The organism is Streptomyces sp. RLA012, from assembly GCF_056270325.1.
In genome coordinates this window covers 9,887,229-9,911,472 of sequence record NZ_JBWDPA010000002.1, presented here as the reverse complement: position 1 = coordinate 9,911,472, position 24,244 = coordinate 9,887,229, and the positions used below count along the sequence as shown (strand labels likewise).

21 protein-coding genes and 4 pseudogenes are annotated in these 24,244 nt (G+C 69.5%); 11 read left to right on the top strand and 14 right to left on the bottom strand.

The features are described from left to right. Positions 1 to 11: 11 nt before the first annotated feature. Positions 12 to 701, bottom strand: coding sequence for a TetR/AcrR family transcriptional regulator (locus RV986_RS45165; protein ID WP_475922899.1), 690 nt, complete (start codon positions 699 to 701; stop codon positions 12 to 14). Positions 702 to 900: 199 nt separating this feature from the next. Here RV986_RS45165 and RV986_RS45160 point away from each other — a divergent pair, with 199 nt between their 5' ends. Further along, the gene (locus RV986_RS45160; protein ID WP_475922898.1) at positions 901 to 1,578 is read left to right on the top strand and encodes an SDR family NAD(P)-dependent oxidoreductase; all 678 of its coding nucleotides are present in this window, start codon (positions 901 to 903) and stop codon (positions 1,576 to 1,578) included. Positions 1,579 to 1,885: 307 nt separating this feature from the next. On the opposite strand, the gene RV986_RS45155 is transcribed toward RV986_RS45160, so the two are convergent. Further along, entirely contained in the window at positions 1,886 to 2,647 is a 762-nt protein-coding gene (locus RV986_RS45155; protein ID WP_475924664.1) for an MFS transporter, read from the bottom strand. Here RV986_RS45155 and RV986_RS45150 point away from each other — a divergent pair. Both RV986_RS45150 and RV986_RS45145 read left to right on the top strand, forming a co-directional pair. After that, positions 2,624 to 2,932, top strand: a pseudogene (locus RV986_RS45150) (transposase family protein); the annotation flags it as partial. The gene RV986_RS45155 and the pseudogene RV986_RS45150 overlap by 24 nt on opposite strands. Positions 2,933 to 2,965: 33 nt before the next feature. Next, the gene (locus tag RV986_RS45145) at positions 2,966 to 3,970 is read left to right on the top strand and encodes a PP2C family protein-serine/threonine phosphatase (RefSeq protein WP_475922897.1); all 1,005 of its coding nucleotides are present in this window, start codon (positions 2,966 to 2,968) and stop codon (positions 3,968 to 3,970) included. A gap of 167 nt (positions 3,971 to 4,137) precedes the next feature. Here the strand turns inward: RV986_RS45145 and RV986_RS45140 are convergent, their stop codons facing one another. From RV986_RS45140 to RV986_RS45130, 3 genes are all read right to left on the bottom strand, one after another. Further along, positions 4,138 to 4,461 (bottom strand): ATP-binding protein, encoded by a 324-nt coding sequence (locus tag RV986_RS45140; RefSeq protein ID WP_475922896.1) that lies wholly within the window; start codon positions 4,459 to 4,461, stop codon positions 4,138 to 4,140. A gap of 112 nt (positions 4,462 to 4,573) precedes the next feature. After that, positions 4,574 to 5,254 (bottom strand): DedA family protein, encoded by a 681-nt coding sequence (locus RV986_RS45135; protein ID WP_475922895.1) that lies wholly within the window; start codon positions 5,252 to 5,254, stop codon positions 4,574 to 4,576. Beyond that, a complete protein-coding gene (locus RV986_RS45130; protein ID WP_475922894.1) occupies positions 5,251 to 5,976 on the bottom strand; it encodes a class I SAM-dependent methyltransferase in 726 nt (241 codons plus the stop codon). Before RV986_RS45130 ends, RV986_RS45135 begins: the two co-directional genes overlap by 4 nt. Positions 5,977 to 6,108: 132 nt before the next feature. Between RV986_RS45130 and RV986_RS45125 the strand changes: the two genes are divergently transcribed. Beyond that, the gene (locus tag RV986_RS45125; protein ID WP_475922893.1) at positions 6,109 to 7,254 is read left to right on the top strand and encodes a sensor histidine kinase; all 1,146 of its coding nucleotides are present in this window, start codon (positions 6,109 to 6,111) and stop codon (positions 7,252 to 7,254) included. After that, a complete protein-coding gene (locus tag RV986_RS45120) occupies positions 7,251 to 7,901 on the top strand; it encodes a response regulator (RefSeq protein WP_475922892.1) in 651 nt (216 codons plus the stop codon). Before RV986_RS45125 ends, RV986_RS45120 begins: the two co-directional genes overlap by 4 nt. 63 nt (positions 7,902 to 7,964) lie before the next feature. Here the strand turns inward: RV986_RS45120 and RV986_RS45115 are convergent. Further along, positions 7,965 to 8,432 (bottom strand): annotated as a pseudogene (locus RV986_RS45115) (transposase); the annotation flags it as partial. Positions 8,433 to 8,600: 168 nt separating this feature from the next. Then, on the bottom strand, positions 8,601 to 8,810 hold the full coding sequence (locus tag RV986_RS45110; protein WP_075032920.1) for a DUF6243 family protein: 210 nt from the start codon (positions 8,808 to 8,810) through the stop codon (positions 8,601 to 8,603). A 527-nt stretch (positions 8,811 to 9,337) separates the two neighbouring features. Here RV986_RS45110 and RV986_RS45105 point away from each other — a divergent pair. Then, positions 9,338 to 9,778 (top strand): VOC family protein, encoded by a 441-nt coding sequence (locus RV986_RS45105; protein ID WP_037694117.1) that lies wholly within the window; start codon positions 9,338 to 9,340, stop codon positions 9,776 to 9,778. 189 nt (positions 9,779 to 9,967) lie between these two features. Here RV986_RS45105 and RV986_RS45100 read toward each other — a convergent pair whose 3' ends face one another. Together RV986_RS45100 and RV986_RS45095 are read right to left on the bottom strand one after the other, a co-directional pair. Next, entirely contained in the window at positions 9,968 to 11,836 is a 1,869-nt protein-coding gene (locus tag RV986_RS45100) for a DUF2207 domain-containing protein (RefSeq protein ID WP_475922891.1), read from the bottom strand. Positions 11,837 to 11,908: 72 nt separating this feature from the next. Then, positions 11,909 to 13,189 (bottom strand): ISL3 family transposase, encoded by a 1,281-nt coding sequence (locus tag RV986_RS45095; RefSeq protein WP_475922890.1) that lies wholly within the window; start codon positions 13,187 to 13,189, stop codon positions 11,909 to 11,911. 1,135 nt (positions 13,190 to 14,324) lie between these two features. Between RV986_RS45095 and RV986_RS45090 the strand changes: the two genes are divergently transcribed. Further along, entirely contained in the window at positions 14,325 to 15,812 is a 1,488-nt protein-coding gene (locus tag RV986_RS45090; protein WP_475922889.1) for an FGGY-family carbohydrate kinase, read from the top strand. Between the two features lie 60 nt (positions 15,813 to 15,872). Here the strand turns inward: RV986_RS45090 and RV986_RS45085 are convergent. The 4 genes and pseudogenes from RV986_RS45085 to RV986_RS45070 form a co-directional block, all read right to left on the bottom strand. Beyond that, positions 15,873 to 16,037: pseudogene (locus tag RV986_RS45085) on the bottom strand (GNAT family N-acetyltransferase); the annotation flags it as partial. Positions 16,038 to 16,448: 411 nt separating this feature from the next. After that, positions 16,449 to 17,027 carry a DUF3103 family protein gene (locus RV986_RS45080; RefSeq protein WP_475924663.1) on the bottom strand — a complete coding sequence of 193 codons (579 nt, stop codon included), beginning with the start codon at positions 17,025 to 17,027 and terminating at the stop codon, positions 16,449 to 16,451. Between the two features lie 118 nt (positions 17,028 to 17,145). After that, positions 17,146 to 17,466: pseudogene (locus RV986_RS45075) on the bottom strand (DUF3103 family protein); the annotation flags it as partial. 431 nt (positions 17,467 to 17,897) lie between these two features. After that, positions 17,898 to 18,626: a FadR/GntR family transcriptional regulator gene (locus tag RV986_RS45070; protein ID WP_475922888.1), complete on the bottom strand. Its 729-nt coding sequence runs from the start codon at positions 18,624 to 18,626 to the stop codon at positions 17,898 to 17,900. A gap of 366 nt (positions 18,627 to 18,992) precedes the next feature. Between RV986_RS45070 and RV986_RS45065 the strand changes: the two genes are divergently transcribed. Continuing rightward, positions 18,993 to 19,388: a hypothetical protein gene (locus RV986_RS45065; RefSeq protein WP_475922887.1), complete on the top strand. Its 396-nt coding sequence runs from the start codon at positions 18,993 to 18,995 to the stop codon at positions 19,386 to 19,388. Positions 19,389 to 20,544: 1,156 nt separating this feature from the next. On the opposite strand, the gene RV986_RS45060 is transcribed toward RV986_RS45065, so the two are convergent. Beyond that, positions 20,545 to 21,150: a TetR/AcrR family transcriptional regulator gene (locus RV986_RS45060; RefSeq protein WP_475922886.1), complete on the bottom strand. Its 606-nt coding sequence runs from the start codon at positions 21,148 to 21,150 to the stop codon at positions 20,545 to 20,547. Positions 21,151 to 21,274: 124 nt separating this feature from the next. Between RV986_RS45060 and RV986_RS45055 the strand changes: the two genes are divergently transcribed. The 3 genes from RV986_RS45055 to RV986_RS45045 are packed head-to-tail and all read left to right on the top strand — an operon-like array spanning position 21,275 to position 24,029. Next, positions 21,275 to 21,733, top strand: a complete 459-nt coding sequence (locus RV986_RS45055) for a cupin domain-containing protein (RefSeq protein WP_475922885.1) — start codon at positions 21,275 to 21,277, stop codon at positions 21,731 to 21,733. Between the two features lie 47 nt (positions 21,734 to 21,780). Then, positions 21,781 to 22,590: an alpha/beta fold hydrolase gene (locus RV986_RS45050; protein WP_475922884.1), complete on the top strand. Its 810-nt coding sequence runs from the start codon at positions 21,781 to 21,783 to the stop codon at positions 22,588 to 22,590. Between the two features lie 20 nt (positions 22,591 to 22,610). Next, on the top strand, positions 22,611 to 24,029 hold the full coding sequence (locus RV986_RS45045) for a DHA2 family efflux MFS transporter permease subunit (RefSeq protein WP_475922883.1): 1,419 nt from the start codon (positions 22,611 to 22,613) through the stop codon (positions 24,027 to 24,029). Positions 24,030 to 24,244: the final 215 nt, after the last annotated feature.

The following is a 24,244-nucleotide window of genomic DNA, read 5'->3' as shown; positions in this document are numbered from 1 at the left end:
ACCGGGCGCGGTCAGTTGGCGCTGTTCCGCTCGCGGGAGGCGATACTCGCGGCTCCGGCGCGGAACATGGCCTCGTACAGGGCGTCGTCCGAGGGCGCCTCGGGCAGCAGGCCCCGCGCGGGGGCCTGGAACGACTGGAGCAGCAGGGCGACCAGGCGGCGCCACGCGCCTGGGACGGTGTCGCCGGCGAAGGTGACGACACCGGCGTTGGCGACGAGCAGGAGGACGAGGTCCTGGGTGGTGAAGTCCTCCCGCAGCTGCCCACTGTCCTTGGCGCGGGCAACCAGTTCCAGGAAGCCCTGGTACGCCGCCGCACGTCGCTTCTCCAGGGCCTCGGCAGCGGGGAACGTCGTGGTCAGCACGTCGGCGAAACCCCGGTCGGCGGCCTGCATGGCACAGATGGCCTCGATGAAACCGGTGAAACCCGCCCACGGATCGGGGGCGCCGAGAGCATCGTTGACGGCGGTGACATAGGCGTCCATGCGGTCGGCGAAGACCGCGGCGATCAAATCTTCCTTGGCGCGGAAGTGACGAAAGAGGGTGGCGATCCCCACCCCCGCCTCGCGCGCCACGGAGGCCATGGACGCACCCAGACCGTCACGCTCGAAGACCGTGCGCGCCGCGGCGACGATCCGGCCGCGGTTGCGCTCGGCATCGCTGCGCAGGGGCTGGGCATCGGGCGGTTTCGGGCCAGGGGTCATGCCCACCACCCTACCAATCGGAATGCCCTATCCACTTTTGGTGTTACGGTGGTGAGGGGTAACCGGATAGGGCTTTCCGATTTGAAAACGGATAGCCCTGTCCAGATGTGGGTGCGAGGCATCCGGTGACCGCGTCAGCGCACCGGAGGCACGACGACGCCCGGCCTCCCTGACACCGCCTAACGAAAGGATCACCACCGTGACCAGCATCGCCATCGTCGGAGCCGGCCCCCAGCTGGGCCTGGCCATCGCCCGTACCTTCGGCTCTCACGGCTTCGACGTCGCGCTCGTCGCCCGCAACCGCGACAAGCTCGACCAGCTCGTCGGCACGCTCGCTGCCGAGGGCATCTCGGCCGCCGCGTTCCCCGCGGACGTCCTCGACCGCGACGCTCTCACCCAGGCGCTCAAGGACTCTGCCGCCCACTTCGGCGGCATTGACGTCCTGGAGTACTCCCCGGTCGGCACGATCGGTTCCACTGCCCTGACCACCCCGACCCAGACCGATCCGGCCCACGTGCAGCACGAGATGGAGTTCCAGCTGTACGGAGCGATCGCCGCCACCCAGGCGGTACTGGCCGCCATGCGCGAGGCCGGGGCGGGCACCCTCCTGTTCACCACAGGCGCCGGTTCCATCGATCCCGTCCCCCAGGTCGGCAACGTCAACGCCGCAGCGGCGGCCCTGCGCAACTGGGTCATCAACCTGCACAAGGAACTGGAGGGCACCGGCATCCAGGCCGCCCACGTCGGCATCGACGTGTCCATCGGCATGTCGGTCATCCCCGACTTCCCGACCGCACAGCCCGAGGAGATCTCCCCGGTCTACTGGGACCTGCACACCACCAAGCGAGACGAGGCCGAACTCGTCTTCAGCCGCTGACACCCCGCCGGGCCTCGCACCCTGGTCCTCACGGCAGTCCTCGATCGCGTTGCGGCCGGTCGGCCGCAACGCGATCGGACATTTGTTGCTGGCGCGCCAGCGGTCGCGCTTGAGACCCTCGCCGCGGGCACGAGGATCAGAGCCGGACGCGGCACCCTGGCCATTGCTGGTAGGACCATCGCGCGGAGCGTCCATCCAGCGCAGGTCGATCACGTCGAGCGACGCTTGGCGATGACGGCACGTTGCACCTTGGAGGTGGGCCACTGCTGGATCCTCCAGCAGTGGCGCCCTCCGCCCCGCCTCGTGATCACACTGCCGAATTCCTCGCTTCCGCCCGGTGAGCGGGAAAGGCGTGCTGGTGTCCGGCGATCTTGATGACGAGCGCGACGACGAGGAGCGCGAGGGTTCCCCAGGCCAGCGACGAGGTGCCGAACCCGCCGAGCAGCAGTCCGCCCGCAACGCCTCCGCCGGCGATACCCAGGTTCCAGCCGGTCACCATGACGGACTGGACGGCCTCCGCGGCCGGTCCGGCGGCGTTGGCACCGGCCGTCTGCAGCAGGCTCGCCGCCCCACCGAATCCGAGCCCCCACAGGGCTGCGCCGGCGAATACGGCCGTGGGCTGCCTGGTCAGGAGACCGAGCGCGAGAACCGCCAGCGCGAAGAGCGCGGTGCTGCTGATCACGAGACGCCGCAAGTGGCGGTCGATGAGGATGCCAGTGATCCAGATGCTGACCAGGGAGGCAACACCGAAGACGAGCAGCACGGCGCTGACGGTGCCTTCCATGCCCACGGGTGCGAGGAAGGACGCGACGTAGGTGTACAGCACGTTGTGGGCCATCACGTAGAGAAGGGTGACGACGACGATCGGGAGCACGCCGGGAATGCGGAAAACCCGTCCGACGGGCGTGCGCTCGCCCCTGGCCTGTCCGGGGAAGTCCGGCACGGACGCGAGCACCCAGACGATCACGAGCACGGAGAGCAGCGCCATCACTCCGAACGTCCAGCGCCAGCCGATCAGGCGGGCGATGAACGTCGCGGCGGGCGTAACATCAGGGCAGCCCGCTCCCACGGCCTGCTCGACGCCCTCAACACCGGCGGCATCCGGTGCTGGGCCGGCAAGGCGTACCAGGGCTCCGGCCTCGCCGTCCGCGTCCCCTTCCGCGGCCGCTGGAACAAGCTCTCCGCCGGGAAGAAGGCCGTCAACCGCGCCCACGCGAAGATCCGCGCACTCGGCGAACAGGCCATGGCCACCCTCAAGTCCTGGCGCCTGCTGCGGAAGCTCCGCTGCAGCACCACCCGCATCACCGACCTCGTCAAGGCCGTCCTCACCCTGGAGCTGACCGCCTCAACCTGAGGAGGAAGCCTCACTGCCTCCTATACTCCTGGCGTGTTTGATACGTCGAACCTCTTCCACGTCTCGTCCATGCTCAATCGCCAGTCGATCGCACAGCATGGCCTGGATTGGACCCGGATGAGCGCCGCACCGGGAATCGCCGGCAGCCGCCGCCCTGAGGTGGAGGGGATCTTCGTCTGTCGGGACGAGGAGGAAGCCGAGTTCTTCCTTCAGATCAACAACACCGGTGGGCCGGTTGAGGCACCGCAGTTCACGGTCTCCGGCGAGCTGATCCCAGCCGAGACGGTCGCCGGCGATACCTTCGACCACTCCCTCGACCGCCACACGCTGCATGTGTCCATCACCGACGCCATGGGCCACGACGTCCGGGCCGCCCTTCTGGCCACCCTGTTTGTCGGCGCTCTGCGCATGGCCCGTCGCAGTGGCGCCGACCTGACCGAACAGGCCCGACAAGCCCATCAGGCCCTGCTCGACCACGGCACACATGGCTCCTTGGTCACCGGCCAGCTCCTGCGCATCGATCTGCGGACGGGAGGTGTCGGTCTCGTCAACGCCGGCCACCCGTGGCCCTGGCTCCTGCGCGAGGGACATCTCCACCGCATCACTCCCGAGATCGATCCGCCCTTCGGCGCCCCCCTGCCGCACCCACACCGCGTCCAGTCCCGCCAACTACGACCGGGAGACCGCCTCATCCTGGTCACCGATGGCATGCTCGAGCGCAACGCCGTCGCCGAGGATCTTCCCGCCCTGATCGAGGGCACCCGCGACCTGCACCCTCGCGACACCGTTCACGTGCTGACGCAAGCCGTCCTGCGAGCCCAACAAGGTGTCCTGCATGACGACGCCACCGTGGTCTGCCTGGACTGGCGAGGCACCCGGGACCAGCTCCGCTCTCCCTGCGGATCTGGGCAGCTCACCCCGCACGTTCGGCAGGGGGTCGACGTGGGGCGCCGAGGGGTGTATCGGTGCAAACTACTGGCGGCAAACGAAATGAAGCCTCGCCTGCCCCCTGGGGGTGGAACCATACGAAGGGCTTGACCACCCATGTGGAGGTTAGGGACAAAACACGCCGGGACCGTCACACAGGGGGTCAAGCGGATGACGTCGTGCAGAGCAGATCGCTGGCCAGAATGCCCCCGACATGACGGGGCCTGGTGGTGTCGTCACAGGTGGAGCCAGGCCCCCGCCCGCCGCTCGAGGTTCCGTTACGGACAGGCGGAGTGCGGTGACCTTCGTCTGGGGTGTATCGGCCAGGCGCAGCCGGGCGGTGATGCGCTTGCCGACCGCTTCCCGCTCCACGTTGAGGTGCAGGCGACAGCCTTGACGATTCCCAGACCGTGCTGGCCGACCCTGCCGGGGTAGGCGGTTCGGGCGGTGGGGACAGTGGGGTCGCTGTCCCAAACGACGACGTCCACGATGCCGTCGGCGATACGAAGGTCCATCAGCGCCTGGCCCTGGGCGTACTTGCGGGCGTTGGTGACCAGCCCGCTGACCACCAGCTGCGTCAGATCCGTGGCAGGGGCGGACACTGCCAGACCGTGCGCGGTACGCGCCTGCTCGAGGAAGGCCGCAGCGAGATGGCGGGCGTCGGCGATACAGCCGTCGTTGCCGCACAGTCCCGGTCCAGGCCGTGGTCTTCGCCTACGACACCGGCCTGGTCAGACCTGCCTGAACATGACCGGAAGACTCTGCGGCGGGCTCAGGCGCCGGTCCCTGGACTTCAGGAACGTGGCGGCGCCTCCGTCGCCACAGCAGCGCGCCCCCGATCACCGTCAGAGCGACGACGGCAAAGGCGGGGCCGCCCAGCGTGAGGACGCGCTGGAGAGAGGTCGCGGCGGCGTATCCGACCCCTGCTTCCACTGTGGCCCACATACAGGCGGCGACGACGCTGTATGGGGCGATGCAGCGGTAGGGCAGGCGGGTGCCGCCCGCGGAGTGCGGGGCGAGGGTGCGCACCACTGGCAGGAATCGGGCCAGGAAGACCGCTCGACCGCCGTGGCGCGTCATCAGCGTCTCGGCCCGGTACCACGCGGCACCCGGAACGCGACGGCCCATGCGGCCTGCGCGCAGCCGGGCACCTAGGAACCTGCCGGTGCGATGGGCGAGAAAGTCACCCACCACCACGGCTCCGGCCGCGGCGGCGATGACGAGGGGCAAGCTGATGTGGCCGGTGCGGGCCAGCGCGCCGGCGGTCAGGAGCAGGGTCAGCGTCGGGACGAAAGCGCCGATCAGAAGGATCGACTCGGTCAGAATCGCAGCGGCCACCACCGTGTACGCCGCGGCCGGCGAGAGGTGGCCGAGGATGTCGGAGAGCGCGTTCACCGACTCGCCCCGTCCGACCGCAGCTTGAGCTGGTCCGCGGAGACGAGGGGGCGTTGCAGATGCCAGACGTAGGCGGGGGGAACGTTGGCCCATACCGTCCAGCGGCCCGTGGCGTAGGTGCGCTGGTAGGTGGCCATGATCTCGTCCACGGCGGCGTGGCGGCGGGCTTCGGCTCGCGATGCCGTCAGGGCGCGGGCCTTGCGGGTGCCCAGGTAGGCGAAGTAGGTCAGCGTGCCGCCGGGGTGGAGGAGCTCCATGTAGCGGGCCATGATGCGCTCGACCTGCGCGGGCGTGAAGTTGGTCAGGGGCAGCCCCGAGACGATGACGTCGTACCGCTGGTCGGTGTCGAGCTCCTCGACGTAGGTCTGGTGCACGGTCACCTGCGCGGGCCTGGCTGCCAGGTGGGGATGCGTGGTGAGGAGGTGGCGCAGTCGCGCGGCGAAACGCGGGTTGGCCTCGACGATGTCCAGGCGGCTGGCTCGGGGCAGTTCGGGTATCAGGGTGCGGGTGACCGCTCCGGTCCCGGCGCCGGCTTCCAGCACTGCCAGCGCGCGGGGCGCCTGCGCCCGTACGGGGTCGGTGAGCGCGCGAGCCAGGGCCTTGCCGCTGGGAGCTATGGCACCCGTGGTGCGCAGATCACGGGCTGCCTCGATCAGGAACATCCAGCCTTCGGCGTTGCGCTGCGCCGGGACGCGGTCGTGGGAGGTGGTCCAGTCGTTCATGGAATTGACGCTAGAAAACCGCGTCCGGCATCGGATCCGCCGTTCTGCGACGGCGTCCCCCTACGAAAGTAGGGGATAGGCATCGCCGATCGTCAGACGGAATCGCGCACCGGTCTGCCTAGCATGGGCCAGGTGAGCAGCAGAGAAGGCCGCAGATGGGCAACCTACGGGCGTGGGGCAGTCGTGGCGTTGTGCGTGCTGGCCGCCGCGCTGAACGACATGGCGTTCGAAGGGCGCTACCTGGCCCCCGTCATCATCACAGCGCTGGTGTGCGGAACGGCCCTGCTCGTACCCCGGCTGCGATGGCCGATCGCGCCGCTGCTGGTCACCGTGGCCACGGCATGGTGGGGATGGCCGCTGCTGCCCATGCTGGCCGTCGCCCTGTTCGACCTGGCTGTGGACCGCCGGGCGCGGGTGGCCGTGGGCTGTGCTGTCGCCGCGCTGGGCGCCAACCTGCTCAGCTACCGGGCCACCTCCCTGTGGACGGCGCAGTCCTACGCGTCCACGCTGCTCCTGCCGGTGCTGGCTGTGCTCGTCGGGCTGTGGCTGGGCAGCCGGCGCCGCCTGCTCCTGGCGCTGGCAGCCGACGTCGAGCACCTGAGCGTCGAGGCGCAGCTGCGCGAGGACGCGGCCCGCATCGCGGAACGGTCCCGTATCGCCGCCGAGATGCACGACGTCCTGGCCCACCGTCTGAGCCTGATCGCCCTGCACACCGGTGTCCTGGCCACCAAGAGCGACACGCTGCCCGCACCGGTCGTCGAACGACTCGGTCTGCTGCGCACGACGTCCGTCGAAGCCCTCACCGATCTGCGCGATGTTCTCGGTGTGCTGCACGATTCCGACGCCGCGCCGACCAGCGCCGCCCTCACGCCGGTGATGAGGGAAGTAGGGGAACTGGCCGACGAGGCCCGCGCCGCCGGCCAACACATCGAGCTGACCACCGACGGCCTTCCCGAACAGGCTCCCACCACCCATCGTCTGGCCGTGTACCGCATCGTCCAGGAGGCACTGACCAATGCCCGCAAGCACGCCGACGGCGCTCCGGTGACCGTACGCATCGACTACGGGCCGCCCGCCACACTCGTCGAGGTCACCAACCCCCCTGGCAATCCCCGCGCGGGCACTGTCGGCAGCGGCTATGGACTCGTCGGCCTGCGGGAACGCGTCACCACGCTCGGCGGCCAGCTCAACGCCGGACCGGCCGGCGCGGGCTCCTGGCGGCTGGCCGCCCGTATCCCTCACCCCGCCGCCCTCGAACAGAACGGCACCCGCACATGATCCGCGCCATGATCGTCGACGACGACGCCCTGGTCCGCCTCGGCCTGGCCGACCTCCTCGACGACGACCCCGGCATCGAGGTCGTCGCCCAGGCCGCCGACGGCCTGAAGGCCATCGAACAGGCCACCGCCCACCGCATCGACGTCGCCCTCGTCGACGTACGCATGCCCCGCATGGACGGCATCACCGCCACCACCGGGCTTCGCGCCCTGCCCCACCCCCCGAAGGTAATCATCCTCACCACCTTCGACCTCGACGAATACGTCTACAACGCCCTCGGCGCCGGAGCCGACGGGTTCCTCCTCAAGGACACCGACCCCGCCGAAATACTGCGCGCGGTCCACCTGGTGGCCGCCGGCTCGGCCATGCTCCACCCCGCTGCGGCCCGTCGCCTCATCGACCGCTACCACGCCACCAACCAGCCCGAAGCAACCGCGGCCAGGGCCCGGCTGGACCGGCTCACCCCCCGCGAACGCGACGTGCTCACCCTGCTCGCCCAAGGCGACACCAACGCTGACATCGCCACCCGCCTCGCCATGCGCGAGAGCACCGTCAAGGCCCACGTCAGCCGCATCCTGACCTCCCTGGAAGTCACCAACCGAGTCCAGGCCGCCCTCCTGGCCCGCGACGCGGGCCTCACAGCCTGACGAGCGCAGACGGGAAAGGGAGTGTCTGGATCTTTGTGTGCGGCCTGGTGTGGATGATTCCTGTCAGTGGTTGGTGACGCGGTCGCCGTAGTAGCTGGCGAGGCTGTTGATGGCCTGCTTCCAGGCGGGTGTCTTGCCGGTGACGTTGGCCCGGTTCTTGATCGGGTTGCGGATGACCAGGTAGAGCACCTTCAATGCCGCGTCGTCGTCGGGGAAGTGGCCGCGTCGCCGCATTGCTTGCCGAAAGCGGGAGTTGAGGGACTCGATCACGTTGGTGGTGTAGACGACGCGGCGGATCGGGGCCGGGAAGCGCATGAAGACGATCACGTGTTCCCAGTTGCGGCGCCAGGTGTCGATCACCGTCGGGTAGCGCTGGCCCCACTCCTCTTCGAAGCGGACGAAGCGCTGCTCGGCCTCGTCGGCGGTCTTGGCCGTGTAGACCTCGCGAAGCTGGCGGGCGATGGCGGCCCAGTGCTGCTTGGCCGAGTAGCGCAGGCTGGTGCGCACGAGGTGGACCACGCAGAGCTGGACGGTGACGGGGCTGCTGAATCCCCGGCTGCCCCGGGTGGTCGGCTGAGACACGGGTGCTCGGCCGAGAGCTGAGCGGGACCGGCCGCGCCCGGTAGGGCAGCAGGGCCCGGACCGCGCCTCGCGGTCCGGGCCCTGCCCCATGCGGTGCCGCCCTGCGGCGGCGGTGCGTCAGCTCTGGGCGGTGTCGTCGCTCGTCTGCCCGGCGCCCTCAGCTGCGCCTACCTTCTCGCGCATCTTGCGCACCAGCTCCGCCTTCTGGTCGGCGGCACCCTGGCGGTCGAGGTTGCGGTGCGGGCCGTTGTTCTGCCGTTCGGCGCGGGACAGCTTCTTGCGCTGGCCGCCGCCCATGCCCACAGGGTTATTGATGTTCTTGCTCACGGGTTCTCCCGAAATGATGTGAAGTGACCTACGGATTCATCGGTGGGGGACGGGCGCGGCGACGTCGAAGGACGTCAGCAAGGGCCCATCACGCTCTCACTCGTAAATCGGCGTCTGGAAGAACATGACCAAGACGTTACCCGGTTCCGTCGACCCCGCACACCAAGTTATTCGCCGTCCCGGCGTCGGCCGGGCCTTCGGCGAGCACCCGGGGTCAGCCGTTTCCTTCCAGTCAGCTACTAATTGGGGAGGCGCAATGCTCAAGCGCGCACGCTGCGAATCGTCGAGGAAGCATTGAAAAGCGGGGACGGCACGCTGCGGCTGATCGTCTTCATGGGAGCGGCCACCTGCGCCGCACTCACCCTCGGTGGTGGCGCCTGGCTCGCGGGTCTGCTGCAGCGGTGCTGAGGCGCGATCCAGATTTTTCGGCGTTCGGCGGTCTGAGGATGTCGAGAACGCGCCACCGGCTCCGTCCCAGGGACATCAGCGGCCACCACCAGCCGCACGAGGAGGAAGGAGAAACCAGCATGGCGATTCAGCGGATGGACAACGTCGGCATCGTCGTCGAGGACATGGATGCCGCCATCGCGTTCTTCGTGGAACTCGGTATGGAGCTGGAGGGCAGGGCGGAGGTCGAGGGCCTCTTCGCCGACCAGTGCACCGGACTCGACGGCGTCCGCTGTGACATCGCGATGGTCCGGACCCCGGACGGTCACAGCCGACTCGAGCTGGCGAAGTACCGCAGCCCCGCGGTGATCAGCGCCGGGCCGCGCAACCGGCCGCACAACATTCTGGGCACGCACCGCGTCATGTTCGCCGTCGACGACATCGAGGACACCGTTGCCCGCCTGCGCCCTCACGGCGCCGAACTCGTCGGCGAGATCGCCCGATTCGAGGACAGCTATCTGCTCTGCTACCTCCGCGGCCCGGAGGGCATCATCGTCGGACTGGCCGAGCAACTGCGCTGAGATGTGGCCACCCTCGCGCACAGGCTCCTGAAACGACGGCACCAGTAGGTGAGACACATCTGAGTGTCTGGAGAACCGTCCACATCGGGCCAGGGCGTCGAACAGTGCCAAGCTCTGGGCCCGCGGCAGCCGCTCATCGTCGCGGCGGCGGCGTAGAAGCCTGCGCCAGGCCCCTACAAGTACCAGAGGTCACCAGGACCCACCGCCACCGCCGCCGTCACCCCCACCGACGTCTCCGCCGCTACCGGACCCTCCGCCGCCACCTCCGCCACCGCTGCCGCTGGAGGGCGGGGCGGCGCTGGACGTCGAGGCGGCGGTGATCAGGCCGAGGGCGAAGCCTGGGGCGAACCCGGCCACGAGGGTCGAGCGGTGCACGGGAGCGGCCGTCGAGTCGGCGATCGCTCCTTCCCATGCGTAGGCCACGTCCAGGGCCACCGCCCACGCGGTGTACAGCTTCAGTCGTATCTCGTCGGGGGGCTCGTCGTGCTGGGGGGAGGAGGGGTCCATGAGATAGCGCCGGAACGCCTCCGTCCGGAGCCAGAGGGCGGTGCCGCGCGGGGTGCGGGTGTGCAGCTCCCAGGAGCGCAGCCGCAGCGCGAAGCCGGCACCGACGGCGATCAGGCCCACCACGAGGACCGGCCAGCCGGCCGCGTCCCGGTGGCCGCTGAGCCAGGCCCCGACGGCCGTCGTGACGAAGCCGAGCAGGGTGGCGGCGGTGCCGATGGTGCGTCCGATGCGGGCGCGACGCGCGGCGGCCGCGTCCCACAGATCGCTGTCGGCCTGCCACTGTGTCAGCCCGCGGTTGAGGCTCTCCCATGCCGACCGGAATTGCGGGTCGCGCAGGCCCAGGGTGACCGAGTCGCGTCCCGAGAAAATGCTGCCGAAGACGACCCTGGCGAGCGGGTCCGCGGGTGCGTCGGCCGGATCGCGGCGCGTGAGGGTGGGACGCCGGTCGGTCCCCTCGATGCCGACGTGTCCGTCGATCGCCGCGCCGAGGAGCCAGGCCACCTGGTGGTGGTTCTCGACCCGTTCATCGAGCAGGATCCCGCCCTGTGCCGGGGTCAATTCCGCTGGGGGCACGGGCGACGGCGTGAGCGAGGCGGCGAGCCGGTCGAGGGCGACGCGCCGCGTCCGGCCGGGCGTGCCGTCGGGTCCTTCCTCGACGATCCGGTCACGGCCGAGGAAACGCAGCAGCAAGAGCGTCACGGCGGCGCAGACCAGCGTGAAACCGAACGCGAGCAGACCCACCCGCAGCGGGCTTTCCACGGTCGTGCCGACGGCCTTTCCGGAGGGCGGCGCGGGCAGGGCCGCCTTCGCTCCGGTCAGCTTCTGCCCGCGGGAGGCGTAGAGGGTGACGCCCTCGTGCCCCTTCAGCTTGTCGAGGGTGACGTCCAGCCGCCCAGGACCGCTCCCGCGGGCGGTGCAGGCGTCCTCGGAACCGTTGGTGCCGTGCACACAGCGTGCGGCGGTGAGTTCGTACGGGGCCACGACGTGGATCTCCACGTCCGAGCGGTCGACCCGCCAACCGGTGCCGACAGCGTCCCAGGCGATCTTGCCCTTCTTCACCACGTCCGTGAGCGTGTACCGGATGCGGTACCGGTGCACGCCGGTGACCGAGCCGCCGGGGTCGCCCACCTTGATCCGAGTGGCTATTTCCCGCTGGCCGTTCGGCTTCTCGTAGTAGTCCCCGACGGTGAGTTCCCACGGGACCCGGGCGCCGTCCAAGCTGGCGCTGACCTTGGCGTCGTCCTCGTCGTACGGCAGGTCCGGCAGGTCGCGGTAGATGCCGTGCCGGGTGCTGTCGGGCTCTCCGAAGTCGTAGTCGATGACCTCGGTGACGCGGATGCTGCCGTCGGCGGCGACCTCGGCGCCCACCCACATCGTGTTGACGCGCTCCACGTTCCCGCCCATCCGGAAGAGCACGACGAGACCGCTGAGCAGCAGAACGAGGAAGAAGATCTTGATCGAGGCGGCGCCCCTGCGTCTCCGGTTCAGGGTCCCCGACGCTCTCGGTCTCTTGTCCTTCGCGGTGTTCAAGGAGATACCCCCTGTTGTCACGGGGGCCTCCCCTGCCCCCATGAAGTTCGCAACGGTATCCCGGCGGCGGGCCAACAACAAGGGTCTTCGAATTTAGGGGTGCGCCTCCCGTCGGCTTCGCCGAGTGGTTGCACAGCGTGAGCGCAGGCGTTGGTTCTCTCGGTTCCTGAACCCGAAGGCGTTACGCGCTTCGAGCTTGATGAGGCGGTTGTTGCCTTCGGAGGCGGCGTTGGTGATCCCGGTGGTCAGGTAAATCTCGATGCCGTCCCACCACTGCTCGACGGTCTCGGCGAGGGGGACGAGTTCGGGCAGGTGGGCGTGGTCGGCGACGTAGGCGAAGAAGCGGTGGCGGGCGGCGGAGGTCGTGGTGCGGTCGGGGGTGACGTGGGTACGGCTGACGGCCAGGCCGAGGAAGTCTCGCAGCAGTTCCTTGGCCTTCCACGCCGCGAAGATCTGTCGGCCGTAGGTGCCCATGTGATCCAACTCGACCTTGACAAGGGTGCGTTGATCCTCGGTGAGGTCTTCCTTGTTCCGGCGCAGGAGTTTGCGGGCGGTGTAGATGCTGTCGCCCTTGCGGGCCCGGCGGCCGTGCTGCTTCCAGGTGAGACGGCGGCGCAGGTCGGCGAGGTGGCGCTGGGCGAGCTGCACGATATGAAAGCAGTCCACGACCACGGCCGCGTGGGGCAGCGCGCGGTGGACGGCGGCGCGGAAGGTGGCGCACAGGTCGATGGCAACGTAGCGGACCTGCTCACGCCAGGAGGCGGGCTGGGAGGTGAGCCAGTCAGCGACCGACGCCGCGTTGCGGCCCTCGACCTGGTTGAACAGGCCGCGTCCGCCGATCGCGTCGACGAAGCCGATGTGCCAGGCGTCCGCGACGAGTTCCCACTTGCCGGTGGAGGGGTTCTGCTTCCACACCGGCTTGCCCCGCCGGGTCTCGTCGATCCCGATCGCCGAGGTCGCGGGCGGATCCTCGGACAGGACCTTCGCTGCGTAGTCCTCGAGGCAGCGCTGCACGATCGGCCAGGACAGGCCCAGATCCCGGCCGGCCTGCACCACCGTGCGGCCGCCGTCACAGACCGCGGACCCCGCCGCCTGGCGCAGGGCCTTGGTGGTACGCATCCGTGGCGGCACCTGGCCTATCGCCTCGGTGAACGAGTCGCGAGGGCAAGCGGGTTCGGTGCAGTACCAGCGTGCCTTGCGCCACTGGATGCTCACGGGGCGTCCGCCGCACGACAGGTGCCGCGGCCGGGTGGTGCGGTAGTCCTTCAGCCGAGTAGAGAAGACCCCGCAGCCGGGGCAGGCCCGGGCGGAGTCCTCGCTTGTCACCACGTACACCGACGGGCCGCCCATCCCGTCGTCCTTGACCTGCGTCACACTCACCCCCTCCAGCCCCACAAGTCGCGTTGCCGCCTCGCTGATCCCGGTATCGTCGATTCGTCGATGTTCAAGCCCGTGGGGTTTCATGATCAGTTGCCTAGAGAACAACCATGATCACGAAGGTCCGCGGGCTACTTGCGCCCGGGCACCCGCACCCCAACCACCTCACACGGCGTGACCTGCGAGCCCGCCCCCACCGCCGCACCCCCATCAAGCGACGCGGACGGCTAAACCTCGGCCTCGGAAGCACCCCTCCAGCATCGACCCTCGCCGTTGGGGAAACGGCCGACTCTCCGCACCATCGATGGTCCCTGCACGCCGAGCAGAAGAACCAGCCCATCCACGAGCGCCTTCGCACCCTGCTCAGGGAGCAGGTCATCGCGGTGCTACGGCCACACCCGGGGCCACGGTCGCAAGGAATGGGTAGCAGGCCGCAGTACGCGACCGGACCCTCGGCCGGGCTAGCTCGCGGGGGTCCCGCAGCGCGTTTTCTGCCACTTCCCTGTCACGAGCCCCATGGACGCTCACGCGTCGCAGGGTTCTGACCTGGACTTACGCCCCCGCTATGGATCAACTGGACGCCCTTGGACGGTTTCTACGACATGTGCCATGTGCGACCGTCATGGCTCACGACGGATGGCCACCACCGCACGCGGCCACGGCGAGCGGATTATCGCTCTACGCCGGCAGCGTGCGGATTTCGGCGTACAGGGCGGTATCGGCCGATGGCCATGTCACACCAGAGCGCGAGCGGAGACAGTAGGTGGCACCCCCCATTTTTTTTCCGGCTCCGACCGCTGCGTGGCGCCGCGGGCGGCCACCCAGTCCGAGGGACCGCATCGGTCAAGATCCGGTCCATTTCCGGGCCAGCGATCCTGCCAAAGTCTCGACGGGCGTTTTTTGCGCTGGTCAGCGATGCGCTACCTCTGTACCACCAGCAGACCAAGAAGTCCGTGTACTGGGCGCGGATCCGGTATTCGGGTTCTGACATGGAGACCAGGAGGGGCGCCGCCGCGCTCGTCCGAGGTACAGATGTGACGACATCTCCGGCAGCCGTCCGGCTGAACCGCGGCCGCCCGCCGGACCGAGCGACAACCTACGGTGGCGCACCCGGCGCCAAGGGAGGCAGTACATGATCGACGTCGTCTTCGGAGTTGACGTTGGCACCTCCAGCACCAAGGGCGTGGTGGTCGACACTGCCGGCCGCATCCTGGGTGAGGCCGTACGCAGTCACGTGGTCGACCGTCCCCGGCCGGGGCACGTCGAGATGGACGCACATGTGTGGTGGGACGAGTTCGTCTCGCTCGCGGCCGAGTTGCTCGATCGCGACGACGTCACCGTCCGCGCCGTCGGAGTCAGCGGCATGGGCCCGTGCACCCTTCTGGTCGATGACGCGGGAGAGCCGGTGCGTCCGGCGGTGCTGTACGGGGTGGACACCCGCGCCGGGGAACAGATCGCCCGGCTGAACCGGGAGTTGGGGTCGGACACCGTCTTCCGCAGGTGCGGTTCGGCGCTGTCGTCCCAGGCCGTCGGGCCGAAACTCGCCTGGATCAGCGAGCGGGAGCCCGGGGTGTGGGCACGCGCCCGCCGCCTCCTCATGCCTGCCTCGTGGCTCGCCCACCGGCTGACCGGCGCCTACGTGCTGGACCTGCATTCCGCCAGCCAGTGCACCCCGCTGTTCGACATCCACGAGCAGCGCTGGATCCCCGAGTGGGCCGAGCACATCGCACCCGGCATCGAACTCCCCCCGCTGCGCTGGCCGGGCGAGGAGGCCGGCCGGGTGAGCACGCCCGTCGCGGGCGTCCCGGCCGGGACGCCGGTCATCGTGGGGACGATCGACGCCTGGAGCGAGGCCATCAGCGTCGGCGGCCACGGCGTCGGCGACCTGATGCTGATGTACGGCACCACGATGTTCCTGGTGAACACCGTCGACCGGCTCGTGACCAGCCCGTCGATGTGGTCCACGGTCGGCGCCCTGCCCGGCACGCGTTGCCTGGCCGGCGGTATGGCCACCTCCGGAGCCGTCACCGACTGGCTCGGGCACCTCTTCGGCGACGTCGACCTCGGCGTGCTGTTCGACGAGGCGGCCGCCTCGCCCCCGGGTGCGAACGGCCTGGTGATGCTGCCGTACTTCGCCGGGGAACGGACACCCGTCATGGACCCCGACGCCCGGGGCGTGATCGCGGGCCTGACGCTGGGTCACACCCGGGCCGACCTGATGCGGGCGGCGCTGGAGGCCACCGCCTACGGTGTCCGGCACAACGTCGAGACGATGCTCGCGGCCGGCGCCGACATCCGGCGGATCGTGGCGGTCGGCGGCGGCACCCGGGGCGGACTGTGGCCTCAGATCGTCAGCGATGTCACCGGTCTCGAACAGATCGTCGCCCGCACGACCATCGGTGCCAGTTACGGTGCCGCCTTCCTCGCCGCCGGGCTGATCGGCCGACCGGACATCGCGGTCTGGAATCCGGCGGAATCGGTGGTCCGGCCCGATCCCGCCACCGCGGGTGTCTACGACCGCCGGTTCACCCAGTACCGGGTCCTGTACGAGAGCACCACCGCGGTCACCCACGCCCTGGCCCACGACCAGAGCACCGGCCGTGAAGTAGATACCCCGTGACGTCGCCCTGCGCCCTGCCCGCCCCGTTCCGTGTCCGGTCCTGAAGCCGGACGACGAGTACCACACGCCGAACCACCGCTGAGCGCCGTACTCCTCGAACCGCTCCACCTCTGTGAACCCCGGCTTCACCGCGAGGCGCACCGAGGGGTCGTTGACGGTCTAGGTGCACAGCACCACCGGCTCGTCGGGAGGCGCGGCGAACCAGTCCAGTGCAGCCGCGGCAGGTGATGAAGCGACCTGTCGCCAAGTCCCTTCGCCTCAGCTCACCTCGTCGGGACCGGCCTCCGCAATCGCTGACACAGGCTGCGATCAAGATCCGGGCCATGCTCGGGCCAGGGCCGACACACCGCTCCCTCAACCGCATTCGTGCTGCTCAGAGGCGCGCAGACCATGTATCACCAGCAGACGAAGCACCTCCTGGTGTCCTACTCGGCGAAGCGGCTGGGCTTCTTCCAGTCGCAGAAAAGGGGTGCCTGACCAGGTCAGATGTCCGGCAGGTGCCCCTCTTGGTCAGTGCCGGGCACGGCTGCGCCGTGGTGTCGGAGGCGTGCGGCCTCCGGCACGACGGCCGTGTCCTCGGCCCGGACCGGCGCGTTCACCGAGGTGCGGCGGCCGGTCCGCGCTTGCGTGCGAGGTCTAGAACTCCTCGACAAAGTAGGGCTCGACGGTCATCCAGCCGTTGCCCGAGGCGCCGTTCAGCCGGCCCGAGGAATTCTGGGCGAGGGTGTACCAGGACTCCACGTAGTCGGGATCGTCGGTGAACCAGCTGTCGGGGATCGCGCTCAGGACCGCGTTCACCAACGGAATGTAGGTGCCCTGGTCCGTCACGGTGAGCAGCGCCGTGGTGATCGCCTGTGCCAGCGCACGGTAGTTGGTGCCGTCGTCGTCCTCCATCATGACGACGTCGGCCAGGTTGTACTTGTAGTTCGACCAGTTGACCAGGACCTGGTTCGGGTAGTAGACGGTGCCGTCGTAGTCCAGGTAGGGCATGTCCACCGAGTCGACGCGCGCCGTGCCGTCCTGGCCGAAGCCGGTCACCAGCGAGAACATCTCGGCGGAGCCCTTGAACCAGGGCTCCTGGTCGTCGTTCACCTCGACAGCCGTGACCTTGGTCGCCCACCAGCCCGCCGCGCTCGCGGCGTCGGCGCTGTTCGCTGCCTTCGACGGGAGGGAGGCCAGCCCCTTGTCGGCGAAGGCCTTCTGCAGCACCTTCAGGCCGGCCCGGTGAGCCTTGGTGACGTCGATGTCCAGGACGTACAGCGGGGCGGTCGGGGACGCGCGCGGTGTCGACGGCGTGGGTGTGGCCCTGGCTGTCGTACGCCGTGATGTTCTTGGCGGCGTCGTCGGCCGCGGCGACGGCGATCCAGGGAGTGACGTCGGCGTTCAGGTGCGACCGCATGGACGGCGCGCCCAGCCGAACGCGCAGCAGCGACCCGGTCGACGCGGGCAGGCCCTTCAGGCCCGCGATGCGACGGTCCGCGGCAGAGACGGAAGCGAACAGGTTCTTGCCCTCCGGAGCGGCGGTCCTGCCCGCCAGCGCCTGGAGGTCCACGTCCTCGGTGCCGAGCGCGGCCGCACGGACCTGCTCGCGCCACTGCGGGTCGCGCAGCGAGGCGGACAGCGCCCGCGCGATCTCCTGCTCGGTCGACCGCATCGGAGACTCCCGGAACGGCGTGGCCTGGTCTCCCGCGTCCCGCACCGGCGCGGCGATCGCCGGCTGGACGGTGCCGCCGATGACCGCGGACAGCATCACGCCGATGAGGACGCCGCGTCTCTTGCTTGATCTGCTCACCATGCTCCTTGTGTTGTTGGTCGCCGCCGCGCCCACGGTGAACGGGCGGCCGTCCTAGGGGTGATGGGCCCGGATTGCCTCGGGCACCTGAGGGGTCGCAGCCGCGCACCTGGTCCCACCCCGCCGGGCGTTCACCAGGACGTCAGCGTTGACCTATGCATGACAATGAAGGAAACGTGGGATGAACGGGCATCCGTGCATGATCGGGGCCACTCCGAGGCCGGGCCGCTTCGCCGCACACACCTCGCCTCGACGGGAGCCGGCGGGCCCGGAGTCGCCGCCGGGAAGCGCGGCTACCGGGGACCGTCGGCGGTCGGCCGCCCGCGAGAACTGCTCAGCGAACCGAGCATGATCTTCTCGGTGCCGGCCAGATACGTCTCCGCCGCGCGCCGTGCCTCCTCGCCGTCCCGGTCGACCACGGCCCGTACCACCGGCGCGAGCCGGTCCGTCGCCCGCGCCGCGTCCTCGAACGGCGCCCGCAGCGCGGCCCGCACCGGAAGGTAGGCGTTGAACAGCGTGTTCGTGAGGAGCAGATAGACCCGGTTCCCCGTGGCCCGCGCCAGTTCGCGATGCACTTCCACGTCGGCGAGCTGGACGGCGTCGACGTCCGGGCCGTCCGCGACCTGACGCAGCAGGTGTTCCAGCCGCCGGGCCTGTCGTTCCGTGCGCCGGTCGGCCGCGCGGCCGGCGATCAGGGTGCCGATCTGCCGCCGCACCTCGAAGACCTCCCGCAGCCACGTGGGGTCCTGTGCGGCCAGCATCGGAAGCAGGTCGGCGCCGCCGACCCGCAGGTAATCCAGGATGCGGGTGCCGATGCCGTGCCGGGTGCTCAGCAGTCCCGCCTGCTCCAACCGGGTCAGCGCGTGCTTCAAGGTCGTACGGGTGACCCCGTACCCGGCGGCCAGCTCCCTCTCGGGGGGCAGCAGGGATCCGGGTTCGTGCGTGCCGCTCAGAATGTCGTCACGCAGCCGCGCTTCAAGCAGGTCGACCACGGTTCGGCGCAGAATGCTTTCGACGGCCACGGAGAATCTCCCAGGCTTCGGTCAATGGTTCAGCGGCTCACTGGTCTAGTGGCCCACTGGTTCAGCGACTTATTGGTCTAGTGGCTCAGCCACTGCCCCAGTGAAGCAGCCCCCCGACCGCCACGTCAATTACCTGATAGCGCAGGGCAGTTGCGCACGGTCCGCGTGGAGAGAACCAGCGCGCGGACGCGCAGTGTGGGCCTGGGACTCCTCTGGAGCCGGTCTGTCGGCGTCACGTCGGCGGGGCGCCCGTGCGTCGCCCCGTGGGGCGCAGGGCCCTCCGACAGGTCGCACCCCGCGGTTCGGGGAGATGCATCAAGGACACCGGCTGGACTTGCTGTTGAGAGATCGCCTCTCACGGTGAGCATGGGATGTGCAGGTCCTGCAAGCAGCTTCGACCGTATCGGCAGCCGCCCGTACCGCGGCACTTCCGGCTGGCGCTCGCAGGTCGCGCCCAACGACAAGCAGGTCGGCGTCGGCGCCTGCCACAGCCTGGACCTGCCCTTCGCCTGGACCACCCTGGACCTGGCCGACAGTCAGAAGTTCACCGACCCCAACCCCCCGCAGGACCTGGCCGAGACACTCCACCAGACGTGGGCCGACTTCGCCAAGGGCAAAGAAGTGCTCTCGCCCGCCCACGACACCGATACTCGCCAGATCATGTCCTACGCCCACAACAACGACGACAGAGCTCACCAAGTCGTCCAGGATCCCCGCGGCAGCGAACGGAAATGGTGGGACGGGCACCCCGCGACCACCTGACCGGCAAAGCCGAACCAGCGGCCCCATCTCACCAGCTCAGCCGCCGAGGATGCCGTTGGGCAGGATTGAGTTCAGGGAACCGATCGGAGCACTGCCGACTGCCTGCACATGCGAGACGAGCCGACGCCGAACAACCGCTCACGGTCAAGATCCGGACCATTCCCGGGCCAACGAACCGCTCCGAGTGCGGGAAGTCGCTATGTGCACTGGTCAGCAACGTGTAGCCCGTGTACCACCAGCAGACGAAGAACCTCCTGGTGTCGTACTCGCCGAAGAAGCTGGGCTTCTTCTAGACGCACGAAGAAAGGCGCCTGACCTGGGCTTTCACCCGGTCGGGCGCCTTTCGCCCAGCCTGCCCTCGACCGAGCCCGGCTTGCACACCAACCATCGTTGCGGGCAGTGGAGAGCGGGGTCGGTGCGGGGATTTTCGGGGCCGGCGTTGTTCGGTGAGACACCAGCCCTGTCCGGCCGATGTCCCGCGCGGACAAGGGTCGCCCGGTGCAGGTCCTCGGCGACGTCGAAACCGTTCTCGCGCGGTCGCGAACCAACCACAACCGGCGGGAGGCTTTCTCGGGCCAGGTGGCGACCGTGGCTTCGATGTCGAGGAGTTGGACGAGGCGCTGTTCGGTGTCGCACGTCCGGGCGGAGCGGAAACGGGCCGGAGTGGCGAAAGTGAGGTCGTACGGGTCCGCCGGGCCGCCACCGGCCGTGTACACCCGGGCCAGGTTCAGCCGGGACATGCGGAACCGGCAGTCGGACTGGCCGAGTTCGAACAGGAACTCCGTAGAGGCGTCCGGGAACGCAGCGCGATAGGCCTGGGCCTCTCGGCCACCGCCACCGCCACCGCCACCGCCACCGCCATCGCCATCGCCATCGCCATCGCCAAAACGTTCAGCAGCATCGCCGTAGGAGAGAACGGGACCCGAAGCGACCACAACGCCATCTCCCCCCGGCACCACCCGAACCGAGATGATCACCGAGTGGCAGCGGCGCGGCACCACCCCGAGGTCGTCGAGGAACTCAACGCCAGGCCCCCCGCTCCGCGCCGCCGAACCCCACGAACCGGCGCAAGCCGCAGCCTGGCAACTCAGCGACCGCGCCTCCCACCTCACCGACGTCACCGACGTCACCCTGCCGGTGGACGGCGCCCCAGCCGCTACGCGATCGCGCGTACTGCGGCCTCAGTCAGGGTGGCCGCGGTCCGTACGGCGCTCGCGACGGCCTCGTCGGGATCGAGCCCGCACAGATCGGTGAGGGTGAAGAGCGCCTCGGCGCTCACGACCACCGCGAGGTTCCGCTTGAGCTGGGTGAAGGCGTCCGGGTCCGTCGCGCCGAGTGTGTCCTCCAGAGGGAGCAGCGCATGGTCGATGAGTCCGAAGCGAATGCCCGGTCGCATGGTTACCGACTCGGGCCGGGTGATGGTGGCCGCGATCATCGCGCGTACCGAGCCCTGGCGGGCGAGGATGCCGCGGAGGAGGAACTCACAGGCGAAGGCGATGCGTTCGACGGGGTCGATGGAGCCTGCGACCGGCGCGAGCGCCTCGGCGGGGGACGGCCAGACGCCGGCCAGGGCCTCGCTGATCAGCGACGGCAGGTCGGGGAAGTACCGGTAGGCGGTGGCCTCGGAGACCAGGGCCGCGCGGGCGATCGCGGGCATGGTCACCTCGGCGCCCGTGCCGGTGAGATCCCGGGCGGCCGCCACGATCGCCGTGCGCGTGCGCTGCTTCTGGTTGGTTCGGCCGGTGCCCGCCTGCGCCGTCATTGTAAGACTCCTCCTGTTGACTCATCCACATCTTAGCAGTCATCCCTCGTTATGAGAGTCGACTTGCATTACGCCACCCACCTTCTCTAATCTCATGAGAGTCAGCCCTCACGAAGGAGAAGCAATGAGTACGGTTTCCGTGGTCGGCCCGGACGACGGCGAGACGATCCAGCTGGGCCCCACGCAGATGCGCATCCTCGAGGACGGCAGCACCACCGGGCACCGCCTGGGAATCGGAGAGATCACCATCGCCCCGCACACCCAGGGCCCGCCGCAGCACCGCCACGCCCAGCACGACGAGGGCTTCTACGTCGTCTCCGGCACCGTGCACTTCACCGTCGGGGAGACGACCCACGTGGCCCCGGCCGGCACGCTCGCCATGATCCCGCCCGGCGCCCCGCACACCTTCGCCAACCTCAGCGACACGCCCGCGGTGATGCTCAACACCTTCACGCCCGACCTGTATGTGCAGTACTTCCGCGACCTGCGGACCATGATCGCGGGCGGCCAGGAACTCACCCCGGAGTCGACCGTCGCGGTGATGAGCCGCTACGCCACGGTCCCCGCGACCGACTTCGCGTGACGGCAGCCCGAATTACCCCTTGATACAACCCACTTGAGGAGCACCGAATGACCCGCAGCACCCACACCCTCACGCTCGACCAGGGCACCCTCGACGTCACCGTCGACCTCTACGGGCAGGAGGGCCGTCCCTTCCTGCTCCTGCACGGAGGCGGCGGCCCGCAGACCGTCACCCCCTTCGCCGGTCTCCTGGCCGAGCAGCGTCCGGCCAGGGTGTTCACCCCCGTCCACCCCGGCTTCGACGGCACCGCCCGCCCCGAGTGGCTGACCGACGTCACGACCCTGGCCCAGGTCTACGCGCAGCTGCTCGACGCACTCGACCTGCGGAACGTCGCCGTCGTCGGCAACTCGATCGGCGGCTGGATCGCCGCCGAACTGGCGGCCCTGGGCAGCGACCGGATCAGCAGCGTCACTCTCGTCAACGCAGTCGGCATCCCCGTCCCCGGCCACCCGATAGCCGACACCTTCTCCCTGACGCCCGTCGAGCTGTCCCGCCTCTCCTTCCATGACCCCTCGAAGTTCCGCTTCGACCCCAGCAAGCTGACCGAGGCGCAGCGCGCGGTCATGGCCGCCAACCGTGCCACCCTGCAGCTCTATTCGGGCCCGCACGCCATGGCCGACCCCACCCTGACCGACCGCCTCGCCAAGGTCTCCCACCCGACCCTGGTCGCGTGGGGCGCCGGCGACCAGGTCGTGGACGCCGACTACGGACGCGCGTACGCCCAGGCCGTCCCCGACGCGGAGTTCCGTCTGCTGGAGGGCACCGGCCACATGCCCCAGACCGAGACGCCCGAGCAATTCCTGCCGGTGCTCTGGGACTTCGCCGAGGCCCACGCCACCGACCGGCCGCGGCACTGAACCCGGGAAGGGGAGCCGACGTGTCTCAACCCGGCCGCAGCAGACCCTCGTTGGTCCTGGCCGTCTGCTGCCTGAGCGTGCTGCTGGTCAGCCTCGACACCACCATCCTCAATGTCGCCCTGCCCTCGATACAGGACGACCTGCACAGCTCCGTGTCCGGCCTGCAGTGGACCCTCGACGCGTACACCATCGTGCTGGCCTCCCTGCTCATACTGGCCGGCTCCACGGCCGACCGCGTCGGGCGACGGCGCGTCTTCCTCCTCGGGCTCGTGTTGTTCACCGGCGGATCGGCACTGTGCAGCCTGGCACCATCGCTGGACTGGCTGATCGTCTTCCGTATGGCACAGGCGGTGGGCGGCTGCATGCTCACCCCGGTCGCCATGGCGATCCTCGCCAACGCCTTCCCACAGCCGCGGCAGCGGGCAAGGGCCATCGGCGTGTGGGGCGGGGTGGTGGGCGTCAGCATGGCGGCGGGGCCGATCCTCGGCGGCGTACTGGTGCAGACGGCCGGATGGCGGTCGGTGTTCTGGCTGAACGTACCGATCGGGCTGGCCGCGATGCTGCTCGCCGCCCTGTTCGTCCCGGAGTCACGCGCGCCAAGCCCCCGCAGGGTGGACCCGGTGGGCCAACTGCTGGTGATCACCGCGCTCGGCACACTGACGTACGCCATCATCGAGGCACCGGGCCGGGGCTGGACCTCACCCGTCATCGTGACCTGCCTGATCGCCGCGGCCGGCACGCTGGCCGCCTTCATCCCCTACGAGAAGCGGCGCGACGAACCGCTGATCGATCCGCGCCTCTTCCGCAGCGTGCCCTTCAGCGGGGCGACGGTGATGGCGGTGTGCGCCTTCACCGCGCTCGGCGGCTTCCTGTTCGCCAACACCCTCTACCTGCAGCAGGTGTTGGGGCTCGGTGCCCTGAGCACCGGAGTGCACCTGCTGCCGATGGCGGTACTGTCCCTGGTCTGCCCGCCACTGGCCGGGCGGATCGTGGGCAGCCGCGGCCCGCGCATCCCACTGCTGCTCGCCGGGGCCGGCATCACCGCCGGCGGCCTGCTGGCCATCCCCGCCACCCGCACCGCCGACCGCTCGGACATCCTGCTCTACGCGGCGTACGCACTGTTCGGGCTGGGCTTCGGTTTCGTCAACGCGCCCATCACCAACACAGCGGTCTCGGGCCTGCCACGCGCCCAAGCCGGGGTCGCTGCCGCGATCGCCGCGACCGGCCGTCAGGTCGGCGCCGCGCTCGGCATCGCGGTGACCGGCGCCACGATCGCCGCCGGAGCACGCCCGGCCGCCTGGTGGATCATCGCCGGCTGCGGACTGGCCATCCTCGTCCTGGGCATCCTGACCACGGGCCCCTGGTCAGCCCGGACGGCAGAAGGAGACGATCCGTCCGAAAGCGTCCGAGCACCGCGCAGTCTCCTGGACGCCCGTTGATGCCCACTGCACGGCCCACTGCACAGATCAGCACGGTCGCCCAGAGGGATCACGCGCCGAGCGGGCGTCTTCCCTGTCCTGCTGTCGCACGGGAACGAGCCGTGTCAGCGACCTTCCCGCCGTGGCCCCGACCGAGAGTCAGCCGGATTCCCGGAAGAGCGTGTGCCGCCAAAGACCCGTCGCCACAGCTCAGTTGACGGCATGTGACCACGATG

What these genes read in the sequence shown, in the direction of transcription:
- RV986_RS45055 (WP_475922885.1), top strand. Translation starts at nt 21,275, where the DNA reads ATGAGTACGGTTTCCGTGGTCGGCCCGGACGACGGCGAGACGATCCAG.
- RV986_RS45165 (WP_475922899.1), bottom strand. Translation starts at nt 701, where the DNA reads ATGACCCCTGGCCCGAAACCGCCCGATGCCCAGCCCCTGCGCAGCGAT.
- RV986_RS45065 (WP_475922887.1), top strand. Translation starts at nt 18,993, where the DNA reads ATGGGATGTGCAGGTCCTGCAAGCAGCTTCGACCGTATCGGCAGCCGC.
- RV986_RS45060 (WP_475922886.1), bottom strand. Translation starts at nt 21,150, where the DNA reads ATGACGGCGCAGGCGGGCACCGGCCGAACCAACCAGAAGCAGCGCACG.
- RV986_RS45105 (WP_037694117.1), top strand. Translation starts at nt 9,338, where the DNA reads ATGGCGATTCAGCGGATGGACAACGTCGGCATCGTCGTCGAGGACATG.
- RV986_RS45090 (WP_475922889.1), top strand. Translation starts at nt 14,325, where the DNA reads ATGATCGACGTCGTCTTCGGAGTTGACGTTGGCACCTCCAGCACCAAG.
- RV986_RS45120 (WP_475922892.1), top strand. Translation starts at nt 7,251, where the DNA reads ATGATCCGCGCCATGATCGTCGACGACGACGCCCTGGTCCGCCTCGGC.
- RV986_RS45050 (WP_475922884.1), top strand. Translation starts at nt 21,781, where the DNA reads ATGACCCGCAGCACCCACACCCTCACGCTCGACCAGGGCACCCTCGAC.
- RV986_RS45130 (WP_475922894.1), bottom strand. Translation starts at nt 5,976, where the DNA reads ATGAACGACTGGACCACCTCCCACGACCGCGTCCCGGCGCAGCGCAAC.